Raw genomic sequence first — 12,135 nt, 5'->3', positions numbered from 1 at the left:
GGCTCCGGTTGTCAGGAGGGCCGCGAAACGCGCGGAAAAGAAGGCTTTTGACAGCGGCCCCCGCCAGTGGCAAGGGAGCCGCCCTATTTCCGATTTTTCCCCTTAAACCCGCCGAAGGTCTAATCACGTGGCCAATCCCGAACTGGGCCAAAAGCAGGTCTGCCCGAACTGCCAGGCCAAATTCTACGATCTGAACCGTCGCCCGGCCCGTTGCCCCAAGTGCGACACCGAGTTCGACCCGATGGAAGAAGCCGTCCGCAGCCGTCGCGCGCGCCGCGGCGCAGGCTTCGCCGCTGACGAAGAGGAGGCCGAAGATCAGGTCGCCGACAAGTCCGCCGACGCCGAAGAGGATGAAGAGGACGTCGAAGGCTCCACGCCCGAGATCGACCAGGAAGGCCACGAGCCGATCCTGACGCCGGACGACGACGACGGCGAACCCGGCGCCGACGACGCCGGCATGGGCACGGCCGACGGCGACGACGACGACGACGTTCTTGACGATGACGACGACGATTCCGTGCCCTTCATCGAAGACGAAGACGAAGACGACCTCGAAGAAGAGCTGACCAAGCCGTCGCGCGACGACGACTAAGCGGCAAAGGTCGGAAAAATAAGCGGAAAAAAATGTGTCAGACCCGCTTGATCTTCAAAACGGCCTGACCTAGTTTCCGCGCCTCGCCGGGGGGCGACATTGTCACTCCCCGGCGGGACCGACCGAAAGGTTCGGGGCTTTAGCTCAGTTGGTAGAGCGCTTGCATGGCATGCAAGAGGTCAGCGGTTCGACTCCGCTAAGCTCCACCATCGAAGGCCTCGCGGAACGCCCGCGGGGCCTTCGTCCTTTCCAGACTTTCCGTCTGGGACGGTCGATCACATAACCCAGCCGATACGGCACGGGGCTTTAGCTCAGTTGGTAGAGCGCTTGCATGGCATGCAAGAGGTCAGCGGTTCGACTCCGCTAAGCTCCACCATCGAAGGCCTCGCGGAGCCCCCGCGAGGCCTTCGTCCTTTCCGGCCCCCCTTTTCAGACATTCAGGCCGGCATGGCCCGTTCCAGCACCGCCCGCTGGTCCACCTCGACCTCATAGGCCCCATAGGCCATGCCGCGCGGGCGCAGGCGAAGGGCGATGAAGGCCTCGGCCGAGGGACTGTCCATCTCCAGCAGGGCCGCCGCCTGGGCCGCCAGCGCCAGCCGCTCGACCGCCAGCCGCGCCCCGGCCTCGTGCGCGGTCACGTCCAGCCCGGCGATGAAGCGGTCGTAGTCGGCGGACTTGCCCGCCTGCGACGCCAGCCAGTCGCGCAGGGCCTGCACGGCCTCCGGCTCGCGCCCCGCCGCGCGCAAGACATCCAGTGCGATGACGTTGCCCGAGCCTTCCCAGATGGCGTTCAGCGGCGACTGGCGGAACAGGCGCGGCATCGGCCCCGTCTCGACGTATCCCGCGCCGCCCAGCGCCTCCATCGCCTCATAGACCAAGTTCGGCGCGCGCTTGCAGACCCAGTATTTGGCCACCGGCGTCAGCAGGCGGCCCACGGCGTCGTCGGTATCGAAAGTCGCCGCCAGCCGCATCGACAGGGCCGTCGCCGCCTCGCTTTCAACCGCCAGGTCGGTCAGGACGGCGGCCATCATCGGCTGGTCGATCAGCCGCTTCTGGAAGGCCGTGCGGTGGGCGGTGTGCCACACCGCCTGCGCCAGCGCCCCGCGCATCTGCAGGGCCGAGCCGACCACGCAGTCCAGCCGCGTGTGCTGGACCATGCGGATGATGGTCGCCACGCCCCGCCCCTCCTCGCCGAGCCGCTGAGCCAGCGCGCCGTGATACTCCACTTCGGACGAGGCGTTGGAGCGGTCGCCCATCTTGTCCTTCAGCCGCATGACGCGGAACCCCGCATTGCGCGTCCCGTCCGGCAGCCAGCGCGGCAGGACGAAGCAGGTCAGCCCGCCCGGCGCCTGGGCCAGCGTCAGAAAGGCGTCGCACATCGGCGCCGAACAGAACCATTTGTGCCCGGTCAGCGCATACCAGCCGTCCTCGCCGACCGGCTCGGCCCGGGTGGTGTTGGCGCGCACGTCCGAGCCGCCCTGCTTCTCGGTCATGGCCATGCCGAGGGTCACGCCCGCCTTCTCGCCCGCCGGGCGCACGGCCGGGTCGTAACGGCCGGACAGCACGCCCTTGATCCACGGCTCGCCCACGGCCGGATCGGCCTGAAGCGCCGCGACCGAGGCGTAGGTCATGGTCATGGGACAACTGGTCCCCGAATCCGCCTGCCCGGTCAGGAACAGGATGGCCGCGTGCAGCAGATGGCCGTTCGGCGTCCCGTCCCAGGCGCTGGCGGCCAACCCCGCGCCCAGCCCCAGATCCATCAGCTGGTGATAGGCGGGATGGAACGTCACCTCGTCGATCCGGCGGCCGTAGCGGTCGTGGGTGTCCAGCACCGGCGGCACGCGGTTGGCTTGCACGCCCCAGTCGATCAGCTCGGCCGAACCGCAGCGACGGCCCAGGTCGCTCAGCCGCTCGACGTGCCCGGCCCCGCCCCAATGGCGCACGGCGTCGTGCAGGGCCCGGTCGCCGGTGAACAGGTCGACGCCCTCCAGCGGCGGGGGCTGGTTGGTCACCTCATGGGTGTCGAGCCGCTCGACGGGACGCAAGGGGGACATGGCCGGCCTCCGTATTCAGCGAGACGGGGAGGATGGCACGGGCGGGCTACGGCGGCGACCCTATCCCGATGGGAGAGGGCTTGAGCGCACGAGAGCGCGGCGATCTTTCTTGCGCGAAAGGGGGAGGGTTCGCGGGTGATGCAGTCGCGCCACGGCTTGCGCCGACTGACGTGACAAGCCCCTCACCCTTTCGCCTTAGCCAATCGCCTTTGGCTCTTGGAGGCTCAAGCCCTCTCCCGCCGTGAGAGGGTTGGCTAAGGTCGCCCCCACGTGCGCCACGCCCCGGGCGCGGGCGATCTCCACCTGCTTATGCCGTTCGGCGTAGCCTTCGCGCTGAGCCGCGTTGCGGTCGTCCCAGCAGCGGTCGCAGGACACGCCCTCGACATAGCGCGTCGAGAGCCGCCCCTCGGGGCTGACCGGCATGCGGCATGCGCGGCACAGGCTGTGCTCGCCCTCGACCAGTCCGTGCCCCACGGCCACCCGCTCGTCGAAGACGAAGCATTCGCCGCGCCACAGGCTTTCCGGCTCGGGCACCGTCTCCAGATATTTGAGGATGCCGCCTTCCAGATGATGCACGTCGCGCACCCCCTCGGCCTTGAGGAAGGCGGTGGCCTTTTCGCAGCGGATGCCGCCGGTGCAGTACATGGCCACCTTGGGCGGGGTCGGCCGGTCGAGCAGGGCGCGGCCCTCTGTGCGGAACCAGGCGGCGAACTCGCGGAAGGTGCGGGTGTTGGGCTGAACCGCGCCCTCGAAGGCCCCGATCTCGCCCTCGTAGTCGTTGCGGGTGTCGATGACGACGGTGTCGGGATCGGCGATCAGGGCGTTCCAGTCCTGGGGCGAGACATAGGTCCCGACGCCCTCGACCGGGTCGATGTCAGGCTGGCCCATGGTGACGATCTCGGCCTTCACCCGCACCTTCATGCGGTGGAAGGGCATGACCGAGGCGGTCGAATATTTCAGCTCCAGCCGGTCGAACCCGGGCAAGGCGCGCACGCCGTCGATGACGCGGGCGATAGCGGCCTGCGGCCCCGCAATGGTGCCGTTGATGCCCTCATGCGCCACCAGCAGGGTGCCGCGCACCTGGCTCCCGCACAGGTCGAGCAGGTGCAGGCGCAGGGCCGCCGGATCGGCGACGGGCGCGAAACGATACAGGGCCGCCACGGTGAAGGGGGCCGAAGGCGACGGAGAGGGAACGGCTGGGTCGGTCACGGCCTTCCTATAGCGTCCCGTCGCGGCCCCCGCGACGCCAATAATCCGGAACCCCAAGTGACCGCTTACCGGCTTGCTTCCCCCGCCGAAGCCGTGTGGATTGACCGCATGGTCGTCGTTGGTTCTCGCCTGCTCTCTATCGCCCATGCCCCGGTTGCCGCTGCCCCGGTGGCCGATGCCCCGGTCGCCGATGCGAGGAGCCGTCAGGCATGAGTTCAACCGCCGACGCATCCTCCTCCGCCCCCCCCTCTGGCCCCGCGCCCGTCCCGCCCGGCCGGCCCTCGGCCTTAGCGCCGCTGCGGCACCCGATCTTCCGGGCGGTGTGGATCACCAGCCTGGTGACCAATTTCGGCGGGCTGATCCAGTCGGTCGGCGCCGCATGGATGATGACCTCCATCGCCTCGGCCCAGATGGTCGCCCTGGTGCAGGCCTCGGTCACCCTGCCGATCATGCTGCTGTCGCTGGCGGCCGGGGCGCTGGCCGACACGGTGGACCGGCGCAAGATCATGCTGGCGGCCCAGACCTTCATGCTGCTGGTCTCGGCGGGGCTGGCGGCGATGACCTGGATGGGCTGGATCACGCCCTGGGTGCTGCTGACCTTCACCTTCCTGATCGGCTGCGGCGTCGCCTTCAACGGCCCGGCGTGGCAGGCTTCGGTCGGCGACATGGTCCCGCGCGAGGACCTGGCCGGGGCCGTGACCATCAACTCCATGGGCTTCAACATGGCCCGCAGCGTCGGCCCGGCGCTGGGCGGCCTGATTGTGGCGGCGGCGGGCGCGGCGGCGGCCTTCGCCGTCAACGCCGTCAGCTATCTGGGCCTGCTGTTCGTGCTGTTCCGCTGGAAGCCCGAGCGGCCCAAGCAGACCCTGCCGCGCGAAGGCCTGCTGGCGGCCATGGCGGGCGGGGTGCGCTACGCCTTCCTGTCCCCGCGCGTGACGGCGGTGCTGCTGCGCGCCGTGGTGTTCGGCGTGGGCGCCAGCGCGGTCCAGGCGCTGATGCCCGTGGTCGCGCGCGAGAACGGCGGCGGTCCGCTGGCCTTCGGCCTGCTGCTGGGTTCGTTCGGCGTGGGCGCGGTCGGCGGCGCCCTGTTCGTCGGCCGGCTGCGCGCCAAATACGAGACGGAGACCATCGTCCGCGTCGCCGCCCTGGTCTTTGCAGCGGCTGCGCTCGGCCTGGGCTACATCCCCTGGCTGGCGGTCACCTTGCCGGCGCTGATGCTGGCCGGGGCGGGCTGGGTGCTGGTGCTGTCCAGCTTCAACGTCACCGTGCAGATGTCGGTGCCGCGCTGGGTCGTGGCGCGGGCGCTGTCGCTCTACCAGATGGCGGCCTTCGGCGGCATGGCCGGCGGCAGCTGGCTGTGGGGGGCGCTGGCCCAGGCCTATGGCGTCGATATCGCCCTGGCGGTCTCGGCCGGGGTGCTGGTGCTCTGCGTGCTGATCGGCCTGAGGGTGCCCCTGCCCTCGACCGCCAATCTGAACATGGACCTGCTGCGCCGCTGGACCGAGCCGCAGACCACCCTGGCGATAGAGCCCCGCAGCGGGCCGATCATCGTCTCCATCGCCTATCGCATCCGCGAGCAGGACATCGACGCCTTCCTGGCGCTGATGGACGAGCGGCGCCGCATCCGCCGCCGCGACGGCGCGCGCCAATGGCGGGTGATGCGGGACCTGGCCGAGCCTGAGATCTGGGTCGAGAAGTATCAGACGCCGACCTGGCTGGATTACATCCGGCACAACCAGCGCATCACCCACGCCGACGCCGCGATCAACGAGGGCATCCGCGCCCTGCACCAGGGACCGGACAAGCCCGTTGTGCACCGCATGATCGAGCGCACCACCGTCCCCCTGGCCGCCAATCTGCACGGCGACCGCCACTATGGAGAGCCCCTGACGGACCCGACCCGATCCTCCTGACGACGACCCGACGCGCTTGCTCAATATGCTGAGCAAATAATCGACCGTGATTGGCCGAACACAGGCAGTCCTTATCAAGCCTGTCGATATTGCGGCGCACACAAACTGCGGCTTGCGCGAAGGGCGCAAAATCTGGTCTAGGGAGCCACGCGTCTGGTTCGCGCAAGGTCAAGACCCATGAAGATCGCAATCCTCGGCGCCGGCGTGATCGGCGTGACGACCGCCCACTACCTGGCCCGCCAGGGCCATGAGGTCACCGTCATCGACCGCCAGAGCGGTCCGGCGCTGGAGACCAGCTTCGCCAACGCTGGCGAGATCTCGCCCGGCTATTCCTCGCCCTGGGCCGCGCCCGGCATTCCCGCCAAGGCGGTGAAGTGGCTGTTCATGCGCCACGCGCCGCTGATCCTGCACCCCCAGATCAACGCCCCGACCGTGGCCTGGCTGCTGTCGCTGCTGCGCAACTGCACCTCGGCCCGCTATGCGCTGAACAAGGCCCGCATGGTGCGTCTGGCCGACTACAGCCAGGTGGTGCAGACGGCGCTGAACGAGGAACTGGGCCTTCAGTACGACCACCGCACCCAGGGCACGCTGCAGCTGTTCCGCACGCAAAAGCAGCTGGACGGCATCTACAAGGACACCGAGGTCCTGCGCGAAGGCGGCGTGCCGTTCGAAGTGCTGGACCAGGACGGCTGCATCGCCGCCGAGCCGGGCCTGAAGGCGACGCGCGATCTGTTCGTCGGCGGCCTGCGCCTGCCGCGCGACGAGACGGGCGACTGCTTCAAGTTCACCGTCGCCCTGGCCGACCACGCCGCCGCGACGCAGGGCGTGACCTTCCAGTACGGCACGACCATTCAGGGCCTGATCGCCGAGGGCGGCCGCGTCACCGGGGTCAAGACCGACAAGGGGCTGGTCACGGCCGACGCCTATGTGCTGGCGCTGGGGTCCTATTCGCCGATGCTGGTCAAGCCGCTGGGCATGACCCTGCCGGTCTACCCGGTGAAGGGCTATTCGATCACCGCCCCGATCATCAATGAGCCCGCCGCCCCGGTCTCGACCATCATGGACGAGAGCTACAAGGTGGCCATCACCCGCCTGGGCGATCGCATCCGCGTCGGCGGCATGGCCGAGATCGCCGGCTTCTCGGACGCCCTGCCCGAGCGCCGCCGCAATACGCTGGAACACTCGGTCGGCTCGCTCTTCCCCGGCGCGGGCGACCTGAAGGCGGCCAGCTACTGGTCGGGCCTGCGCCCCATGACGCCGGACGGCACCCCGGTCATCGGCAAGACCAAGATCGACAATCTGTTCCTGAACACCGGCCACGGCACGCTGGGCTGGACCATGGCGTGCGGCTCGGCCCGCGTCATCGCCGATCTGATCAGCGGCCAGACCCCGGATATCGAGACGGCCGACCTGGGCATCGCGCGATACGGCCGCTGATTCATTCTGAGGCGATAACACGCACAAATCCTTCTCCCCTTGTGGGAGAAGGTGGGCGCCGCAAGGCGCTCGGATGAGGGGTGCTAGCGCCTCATTATCCGAACAAGACGTCGGCCTCAGTCAACAATGGCCAGGCTTCGCGTCGACACCCCTCATCCGTCTCGCTCCGCGAGCCACCTTCTCCCACAAGGGGAGAAGGGCCTAGCTTCTTGCCTTCGCCGCCACGGCCTTCAGGCCGCTCAGAAGTTGCTGCGTCGCCGCATTGCGTTCGCAGCCGGCGTTGAGGATCAGCCGCAGCGCCTGGACGTGCACCTGCACCGGCGGCCAGTCCCAGGCGTCCGCCGACGTCATGCGATCGGCTGTATCGGCCAGGCTGTAGCCCGCGTCGAACAGCGGCCCGGTGTCGAAGAAGCCCGCCAGGTCCACCACGCGCGAGGCCAGGCGATAGACTTCGGCGCCGGACGCCTGCGGCCGCGCTGCGCACAGGCTTTCCAGCCCCGCAACGGCGGCTTCGATCTCGGCCATGACCTCAGCCTTGTGGCGGCCCAGTCGTTCGTCAGCGCGGCGCTGAACCTCGCTTAGGGTCCGGCCGCCCGGCTGGGCCATCTGCTGCGCCAGAGAGGTCTTGATCCGGGTGATCACAGGCTCGGTCACAGCGACACCCTCTGCGGTTTCAGCAGCATGTCGATATCGGCCTGATCCATATTCTCCTCGACGGCGTGGCCGACGTGGGCCGAAAGGTCGCCCTTGCGGCGCCCGGTCATGCCCACGGGCGGGCCGAAATTACGGACGCGCCGATCGGGACCGACATAGGTGGCGCACTCGACGAATTCGCGCTCATCGCCCGCCAGCCACAGGATGCGTTTCAACAGCACGGCCGGCGTCAGAGGCTTGGTGATGACGAAGCTGACGCCGCAGTCGCGGCCTTCCTGCACCTTGGACTGGGAGGCGTGGCCGGTGACCAGGATGACCGGCGTATAGCGCATCGGCGCAGGCGTCTCGCGCCGCAGCCAGCGGGTGAAGGCGTAGCCGTCCATCTCCGGGTCGCCGCAGTCGATGACGATCAGATCGACCGGACGCTGTTGCAGGAGCTTCACCGCCTCGACGGCCGAGGGGCGTTTGATCTGCTCCTTGACGCCGAAGCCCTGAAAGATCGAGCCAAGCATGTCCAACGCCTGCGGCGTGTCGTCGACCAGCAGCACCGTCGACTGCTCCAGATTGATGCGGTCGTCGGCCATGATTCAGAACAGGTGCAGCACGCCCGGCGCCGAGGCGCCGGACGCCGCGTCCGGATCGTCAGCGGGCGCCGCCGAGGGGCGGGCGCGGTGGGCCGTTTCCTGCATCCGCTCGGCCATCTCGGCCAGAGGCAGGGCCGCCAGGGCGGTGTCCATCGGCTGCTCCTCGGCCACGGCCTGCGCCAGTCCGGCCAAGGCCTCGATGCGCTGAGACAGAACGTCGAAGCTCTGGCTGCGCGTCAGATAGCCCAGCCGCGTCTCGGCCGGCAGCTGGCGCAGCACCTCGGACACCAGCCCGCCTGCCGCCTCGATCTCGGCGCGGATGTCCGACAGCTCCGCCGCCATGGCGGCCAGCAGGTCGCGATTGTCTGTTTCAGCCATCAGAACAGCTCCAGATCCCCGGCAGCGACAGGCGTCGGCGGCGGCGTCGCGGGCGGCAGGCTGGCGCCGTCCGTCACCACGCGCTGACGCGCCCGACCGCTGACCGGCCAATAGTGAATACGGCGCCCGCCGGCGCCCCTCAGACTGCGGCTGACGACGGGAATGCCCTCGTCCGCCAGGAATTTCTCGGCGAAGTCGGCGTTGGCCGACCCGATGTCGGTCAGGGCGTCGAACATCCGGCCGCCGCCGAACAGCTTGGCCTCCAGCCGGTCGCGGCGACCGCCCGCCTTCAGCACATCGTTGATCAGGACTTCCATCAGATAGGCGCCATAGCGGCGACTGGCTCCACGGTCGGCCCCAGCGCCTTCTGGCAGCAGGAAGTGGTTCATTCCCCCGACCCCCGCCTGCGGGTCGCGCAGGCACAGGGCCACGCAGCTGCCCAGGACGGTCGTGAGCACGACGTCGGGATCGGACGACACATAGTGATCGCCCTGCCCCACGTGCACGCGCCGCTCGACCGGCTCCTGGACCGCCGCGCCGGTCACGTCAGCGGGCCGAAGACCGCTTCCAGCTTCTCTTTCAGCTGGGCGGTGGTGAAGGGCTTCACCAGATAGTTGTTCACCCCGAACTGGACGGCGCGCTGGACCAGCTCGCGGTCGGCCCGGCCGGTCAGCATGATGAAGGCCGTCTTGGAGAGCGGCGGATGCGCCCGGATGGCGCGCAGCAGGCTCAGCCCGTCCAGATTCGGCATGTTGAAGTCGGAGATCACCAGATGGACCGGCTGCACCAGCAGGGAACGCAGGGCCGCCTCGCCGTCGGGCGCTTCCTCGATGTCGCGCACGCCGATCTGCTGCAGACTGGCGCGGACAAGCGAGCGCATCGTCAGCTGATCATCGACGACGAGGGTGCGGATGGCGGAGGCGGCGGGCATGAACGTCCTTACGCAACAGACTGGGGCGCGCCCGAACGGGCGGCGCAGGATTCGAGAATGGCCGAAGCCATGCGGGACAGCGGCAGCTGACGCTCGACGGCGCCCAGCTCAAAGGCGGCGCGGGGCATGCCGTAGACGACGCAGGACGCCTCGTCCTGGCCCAGGGTGCGGGCGCCGGCCTGACGCATGGCCAGCAGGCCCTTGGCCCCGTCCTTGCCCATGCCGGTCAGGATGACGCCCGTCATCGGCCGCCCCAGCTGGGCGATCGAGCCGAACAGCACGTCGACCGAGGGGCGGTGGCCGTTGACCGGATCGGCGGCGACCAGGCGGCAACGCCCGCCCGACACGGCCAGATGGGCCTCGCCGCCCGGCGCGATGTAGACATGGCCCGGCTTCAGCGGCGCCCCGTCCTCGGCCTCGCTGACCGTAGCGGCCGAGACCTTGTTCAGGCGGGCGGCGAAGCTCCTGGTGAAGCTGGCGGGCATGTGCTGGGTGACGACCGTCGCCGGGCAGTCCGCCGGAAAGGCCGACAGAATGGTCAGCAAGGCCTCGACCCCGCCCGTGGACGAACCGATGGCCAGCACATGATTGGGGTCCGCGTGATAGACGCCCTCGTGCCCCCGAACCGCGCGGTCCTCCAGCGGACGAACACGAGACCGCGCGGCGACCTTCACCTTCTCGGCCAGGTCGGCGAAGGCTTCGGCGGCGGGCACGCCGGGCGCGGGCTTGGCCACGGCGTCGACGGCGCCGACCTCCAGCGCCGCCAGGGTCACGTCGGTCCCCGCCTGGGTCAGGGTCGAGACCATGACCACCGGCATGGGCCGCAGCCGCATGATCTTCTCAAGGAACTCCAGCCCGTTCATATTGGGCATCTCGACGTCCAGGGTGATGACGTCGGGGTTCAGCTCCTTGATCTTGGTGCGCGCCTCCAGCGGATCGGCGGCCGTGCCGACCACGTTGATCTCCGGATCGCGGCGCAGGACGGCGCTAATCAGGCTGCGCATGGTGGCGCTGTCGTCCACCACCAGGACCGAGACCGCGCTCATGCCCCCGCGCCCTTGACGTAGGTGGTCAGGCCGGCGGGTTGCAGCTGTTGCGCCGCCGGTCCCGTCACCCGCTCGGAGTGACCGATGTAGAGGACGCCGCCGGGGTTCAGGATCGGCGTGAACCGGCCCCAGACCCGCTCCTGGGTCGCGTCGTCGAAATAGATGACCACGTTGCGGCAGAAGATGACGTCGAAGCGGCCGCGCATCGGCCAGTCGCCGATCAGGTTCAGCTCCTTGAACGCCACCAGACGGCGCAGCGTCGCATCGGCGCTGAACCGGCCCGGCGCGCCCGCGACCGGCGTGAAATGCTTGCGCGACGCGGCCGGGACCGGGGCCAGAAGATCGTCGGAATAGACGCCCGCCGCGCCCTCGGCGACCATGTTGGGGTCGATGTCGGTGGCCAGGATGCGCACGTCCAGTTCCGCCGCTTCCGGCAGGACGTCCAGCACCGTCATCGCCATCGAATAGGGCTCCTGCCCGTTCGAACAGGCGGCGGACCACAGGCGCACCCGCCCGCCCGCCCGCGCCTTGGCGGCCAGTTCCGGCATCACCTTGTCGCGCAGGTGATCGAAGTGGTGCGGCTCGCGGTAGAAGCGGGTGACGTTGGTGGTCAGGGCCGCCATCATCGCCTGGCGCTCGTCCACGCCCTGCGCCCCGTCGATCAGGGCGCAGTAGTCGCGGAAGCTGCGCAGCCCCAGCACGCGCAGCCGCTTGGCCAGGCGCGAATAGACCAGCGCCGCCTTGCCTTCGCTGAGGGCGATGCCTGCGTGAGCGTGCAGGGTCTGGGCGATGTGGCGGAAATCCTCGGCCGTGAAGACGAACTCGCCTTCGACCAGGGCTTCGCGCCCGGCGACGGTCGTCATGCGGCTTCGGCCTCGCCTTCCGGCAGGACGTTGTTGAGGTCGATCAGGCTGATCATGCGGCCGCCCTCGACGGCGAAGATGCCCTTCACGAAGGACTTCACCTGTTCGCTGGCCACGTCCGGCGTCGGCTGGATGGCCGCGTCCGACAGCTGCACGATGTCCGACACCGCATCGACCAGCAGGCCGACCAGGCGCGAACCGACATGGGCCACCATGATGACGTGCCGCTCGGTCGGCTCGTTCGTGACCAGGCCGAAGCGCGCGCCCAGGTCGATGATCGGCAGCACCACGCCGCGCAGGTTGATGACGCCCTTCATATAGGCGGGCGAGCGCGGCAAGGGCGTGGCCGGGGTCCAGCCGCGGATCTCGCGCACGCTCATGATGTCGACGCAGAATTCCTGCTCGCCGATGCGGAAGGCGATCAGCTCGCGGTCGGTCCCGGCGACATTGGGGGTCAGGGTCTGGTGTTCAGTC

The 12,135-nt window shown here is 69.1% G+C and carries 13 protein-coding genes and 2 tRNA genes; 5 read left to right on the top strand and 10 right to left on the bottom strand.

Annotated elements, in window-relative coordinates:
* The first annotated feature begins 127 nt into the window (after nucleotides 1-127).
* The 3 genes from DA69_RS00720 to DA69_RS00710 all read left to right on the top strand — a co-directional run bounded on the left by DA69_RS00720 (nucleotide 128) and on the right by DA69_RS00710 (nucleotide 968).
* The gene (locus DA69_RS00720; protein WP_025977938.1) at nucleotides 128-592 is read left to right on the top strand and encodes a TIGR02300 family protein; all 465 of its coding nucleotides are present in this window, start codon (nucleotides 128-130) and stop codon (nucleotides 590-592) included.
* A 133-nt stretch (nucleotides 593-725) separates the two neighbouring features.
* Nucleotides 726-801: transfer RNA gene (locus DA69_RS00715), tRNA-Ala, on the top strand.
* A gap of 91 nt (nucleotides 802-892) precedes the next feature.
* A tRNA-Ala gene (locus tag DA69_RS00710) sits at nucleotides 893-968 on the top strand.
* A 61-nt stretch (nucleotides 969-1,029) separates the two neighbouring features.
* On the opposite strand, the gene DA69_RS00705 is transcribed toward DA69_RS00710, so the two are convergent.
* Nucleotides 1,030-2,646, bottom strand: a complete 1,617-nt coding sequence (locus DA69_RS00705) for an acyl-CoA dehydrogenase family protein (protein ID WP_025977939.1) — start codon at nucleotides 2,644-2,646, stop codon at nucleotides 1,030-1,032.
* 195 nt (nucleotides 2,647-2,841) lie between these two features.
* Nucleotides 2,842-3,855 (bottom strand): rhodanese-related sulfurtransferase, encoded by a 1,014-nt coding sequence (locus tag DA69_RS00700; RefSeq protein WP_025977940.1) that lies wholly within the window; start codon nucleotides 3,853-3,855, stop codon nucleotides 2,842-2,844.
* 209 nt (nucleotides 3,856-4,064) lie between these two features.
* Between DA69_RS00700 and DA69_RS00695 the strand changes: the two genes are divergently transcribed.
* Nucleotides 4,065-5,768 carry an MFS transporter gene (locus DA69_RS00695; RefSeq protein ID WP_025977941.1) on the top strand — a complete coding sequence of 568 codons (1,704 nt, stop codon included), beginning with the start codon at nucleotides 4,065-4,067 and terminating at the stop codon, nucleotides 5,766-5,768.
* Nucleotides 5,769-5,921: 153 nt separating this feature from the next.
* On the top strand, nucleotides 5,922-7,205 hold the full coding sequence (locus tag DA69_RS00690; protein ID WP_419177563.1) for a D-amino acid dehydrogenase: 1,284 nt from the start codon (nucleotides 5,922-5,924) through the stop codon (nucleotides 7,203-7,205).
* Nucleotides 7,206-7,406: 201 nt separating this feature from the next.
* Here DA69_RS00690 and DA69_RS00685 read toward each other — a convergent pair whose 3' ends face one another.
* The 8 genes from DA69_RS00685 to DA69_RS00650 are packed head-to-tail and all read right to left on the bottom strand — an operon-like array spanning nucleotide 7,407 to nucleotide 12,119.
* On the bottom strand, nucleotides 7,407-7,859 hold the full coding sequence (locus tag DA69_RS00685; protein ID WP_025977943.1) for a hypothetical protein: 453 nt from the start codon (nucleotides 7,857-7,859) through the stop codon (nucleotides 7,407-7,409).
* Nucleotides 7,856-8,443, bottom strand: coding sequence for a response regulator (locus tag DA69_RS00680; RefSeq protein ID WP_025977944.1), 588 nt, complete (start codon nucleotides 8,441-8,443; stop codon nucleotides 7,856-7,858). Before DA69_RS00680 ends, DA69_RS00685 begins: the two co-directional genes overlap by 4 nt.
* A 3-nt stretch (nucleotides 8,444-8,446) precedes the next feature.
* Nucleotides 8,447-8,821, bottom strand: coding sequence for a hypothetical protein (locus DA69_RS00675; RefSeq protein ID WP_025977945.1), 375 nt, complete (start codon nucleotides 8,819-8,821; stop codon nucleotides 8,447-8,449).
* The gene (locus DA69_RS00670) at nucleotides 8,821-9,366 is read right to left on the bottom strand and encodes a chemotaxis protein CheD (protein ID WP_025977946.1); all 546 of its coding nucleotides are present in this window, start codon (nucleotides 9,364-9,366) and stop codon (nucleotides 8,821-8,823) included. The genes DA69_RS00675 and DA69_RS00670 overlap by 1 nt, the downstream gene beginning before the upstream one ends.
* Nucleotides 9,363-9,752 (bottom strand): response regulator, encoded by a 390-nt coding sequence (locus DA69_RS00665; protein WP_025977947.1) that lies wholly within the window; start codon nucleotides 9,750-9,752, stop codon nucleotides 9,363-9,365. Before DA69_RS00665 ends, DA69_RS00670 begins: the two co-directional genes overlap by 4 nt.
* Nucleotides 9,753-9,760: 8 nt before the next feature.
* Nucleotides 9,761-10,798: a protein-glutamate methylesterase/protein-glutamine glutaminase gene (locus tag DA69_RS00660; protein ID WP_025977948.1), complete on the bottom strand. Its 1,038-nt coding sequence runs from the start codon at nucleotides 10,796-10,798 to the stop codon at nucleotides 9,761-9,763.
* Entirely contained in the window at nucleotides 10,795-11,661 is an 867-nt protein-coding gene (locus tag DA69_RS00655) for a CheR family methyltransferase (RefSeq protein WP_025977949.1), read from the bottom strand. Before DA69_RS00655 ends, DA69_RS00660 begins: the two co-directional genes overlap by 4 nt.
* A complete protein-coding gene (locus DA69_RS00650) occupies nucleotides 11,658-12,119 on the bottom strand; it encodes a chemotaxis protein CheW (protein ID WP_369822400.1) in 462 nt (153 codons plus the stop codon). Before DA69_RS00650 ends, DA69_RS00655 begins: the two co-directional genes overlap by 4 nt.
* Nucleotides 12,120-12,135: the final 16 nt, after the last annotated feature.

The organism is Brevundimonas naejangsanensis (assembly GCF_000635915.2).
GTDB classification, from domain to species: Bacteria; Pseudomonadota; Alphaproteobacteria; order Caulobacterales; family Caulobacteraceae; genus Brevundimonas; species Brevundimonas sanguinis.
Note: the sequence above shows the minus strand (reverse complement) of the source record. Positions and strands in the feature narration are given on the sequence as shown.

Coding starts and splice junctions, on each gene's coding strand:
- DA69_RS00655 (WP_025977949.1), bottom strand. CDS start 11,661: ATGACGACCGTCGCCGGGCGCGAAGCCCTGGTCGAAGGCGAGTTCGTC.
- DA69_RS00695 (WP_025977941.1), top strand. CDS start 4,065: ATGAGTTCAACCGCCGACGCATCCTCCTCCGCCCCCCCCTCTGGCCCC.
- DA69_RS00660 (WP_025977948.1), bottom strand. CDS start 10,798: ATGAGCGCGGTCTCGGTCCTGGTGGTGGACGACAGCGCCACCATGCGC.
- DA69_RS00680 (WP_025977944.1), bottom strand. CDS start 8,443: ATGGCCGACGACCGCATCAATCTGGAGCAGTCGACGGTGCTGCTGGTC.
- DA69_RS00675 (WP_025977945.1), bottom strand. CDS start 8,821: ATGGCTGAAACAGACAATCGCGACCTGCTGGCCGCCATGGCGGCGGAG.
- DA69_RS00665 (WP_025977947.1), bottom strand. CDS start 9,752: ATGCCCGCCGCCTCCGCCATCCGCACCCTCGTCGTCGATGATCAGCTG.
- DA69_RS00705 (WP_025977939.1), bottom strand. CDS start 2,646: ATGTCCCCCTTGCGTCCCGTCGAGCGGCTCGACACCCATGAGGTGACC.